The organism is Pararhodobacter oceanensis (assembly GCF_003076755.1).
Classification (GTDB): Bacteria; Pseudomonadota; Alphaproteobacteria; order Rhodobacterales; family Rhodobacteraceae; genus Pararhodobacter; species Pararhodobacter oceanensis.
The window spans coordinates 1-1,426 of the sequence record NZ_QDKM01000031.1 but is presented as its reverse complement, the minus strand read 5'-3'; the positions used below and the strand labels follow the sequence as shown (position 1 = coordinate 1,426).

The following is a 1,426-nucleotide window of genomic DNA, read 5'->3' as shown; positions in this document are numbered from 1 at the left end:
GATCGTGTCCCAGGAACTGGTGTAACTTTGTTCTTCGGCCTTGGCTTGGCCGCAGTTACAGGGCGGCGATTGTCGCCGGGTCCATGGAGGTAGTGTCGCAAATGGCGGCGACGGTTTCCAGCGTCATGTAGCGCCGCGTGATTGCCCATTCATCATTTTGTTCCAGCATCAGGGCTCCAACCAGTCGGGTGACTGCTGCTTCGTTGGGAAAGATGCCGACCACATTGGTCCGTCGCTTGATCTCCTTGTTGAGGCGTTCAAGTGGGTTGGTGCTGTGGATTTTCGCCCAGTGTTCTTTGGGAAAGCTCTTGTAGGCTAGGACATCGTCCTCGGCGCGGCGCATCAGCTCCGCGAGCTTTGCATGGCGCGGCTCAAACGCGTCGATCAGCTTAGCCCAGTGCTCTTTCGACGCTGCGAGCGTGTCCTGGTCGAAGGCGGTTCTGAGCGCCGCGGTGACGATCGGCCGGTCCTTCTTGCCAACGCAGGCGAGCGCGTTGCGCATGAAGTGGACGCGACAGCGCTGGACTGTCGCACCAAGCACCTTGGCCGCGGCGGCCTTCAGCCCCTTGTGGTCGTCGGCGATAATCAGGCGGGTGCCGCGTAGGCCGCGATCGGCGAGAGAGCGCAGAAACTCGTCCCAGAAGACCTCCGCCTCGCTGGGTTGGACAGCGATGCCCAGAACCTCGCGGCGGCCGTCGAGGTTGACCGCTACAGCCACTATGGCAGCGACGCTGACAATCCGGCCGCCGCGACGCACTTTGATGTAAGTGGCGTCGAGCCAGAGGTAGGGCCATTCGCCTTCCAGCGGTCGGTTCAGGAATGCATTAACCCGCTCATCAATCTCGCCGCAGAGCCGCGAGACCTGGCTCTTCGACACGCCGGTCATGCCCATCGCCTTGACCAGATCGTCCACAGAGCGTGTCGAGAGGCCCTGAATATAGGCTTCTTGAATGACCGCGGTCATCGCCTTCTCCGCCGCCCGGCGAGGCTCGAGGAACTCGGGAAGGTAGCTGCCCTTGCGCAGCTTCGGGATCTTCACGTCGACCCTTCCAGCGCGGGTCTCCCAAGCGCGGGAGCGGTAACCGTTGCGATGGTTCATGCGGTCGCTGCTGCGTTCGTGCGCGCTGGCGCCGCAAAGCTGATCGACATCCAGCGCCATGAGGCGGTCGGCCACAAACCCGAGCATCTCGGCAAGCAAGTTGGTGTCGGATGTCTCCGACAAAAGCGCGCGCAACGCGGCGGTATCTGATAGGCTGTTCTTGGTCATGGTTGATCTCCTCGGTCAAAAGTTGGGTCCGCAAACCAAACCTTAGCCGAAGAACAACCATGGCCGCCAAGCGACCCGCGCGGGCCTCGCTTCGCTATGCGAAGGCTCCGCTCAGCCCGCACTACCGGCGGGAGTTACACCAACTGTTGGGACACTGCT

The 1,426-nt window shown here is 62.0% G+C and carries 1 protein-coding gene; it reads right to left on the bottom strand.

What is annotated here, in order from left to right; all coding sequences use genetic code 11:
• Positions 1-55: 55 nt before the first annotated feature.
• Complete coding sequence (locus DDE20_RS18850) at positions 56-1,267, bottom strand: IS256 family transposase (protein ID WP_116560055.1); 1,212 nt, start codon at positions 1,265-1,267, stop codon at positions 56-58.
• Between the last annotated feature and the right edge of the window lie 159 nt (positions 1,268-1,426).

What these genes read in the sequence shown, in the direction of transcription:
- DDE20_RS18850 (WP_116560055.1), bottom strand. Translation starts at nt 1,267, where the DNA reads ATGACCAAGAACAGCCTATCAGATACCGCCGCGTTGCGCGCGCTTTTG.